Annotated in this window: 1 pseudogene; it reads left to right on the top strand. The window is 70.5% G+C overall.

Annotated elements, in window-relative coordinates:
• Positions 1-28: 28 nt before the first annotated feature.
• Positions 29-370: pseudogene (locus PUR61_RS03395) on the top strand (isorenieratene synthase); the annotation flags it as partial.

Genomic DNA, 370 nt, shown 5'->3' with positions numbered 1-370 from the left:
CACCCTCGCCGACGGCACCACCGTCACGATGAACCGCGGGTTCCACGCCTTCTTCCGTCAGTACTACAACCTCCGTGCCCGCCTGCGCCGGATCGACCCCGCACTCGGCTTCCTCACCGCCCTACCCGACTACCCGCTGCACAGCAGCACCGGGGGGACCGAGCTCTTCGCCGGGCTCCCGCGCAAACCGCCGAGGAACGCACTCATCATCGCCCAGCGAACCCCCAACATCCGGCTGACCGACCTGGCGCGCATCGACGCCCGCCGCGCCCGCCCGCTGTTCGACGTCCGCGTCCCCGACGTCTACCACGCGCTCGACACCTCCAGCGCCGCCGAGTTCCTCGCGGCCGTCAACTTCCCGCCCAAAGCT

It is taken from the genome of Streptomyces sp. BE20 (genome assembly GCF_036322525.1).
GTDB lineage: Bacteria > Actinomycetota > Actinomycetes > Streptomycetales > Streptomycetaceae > Kitasatospora.
Note: the sequence above shows the minus strand (reverse complement) of the source record. Positions and strands in the feature narration are given on the sequence as shown.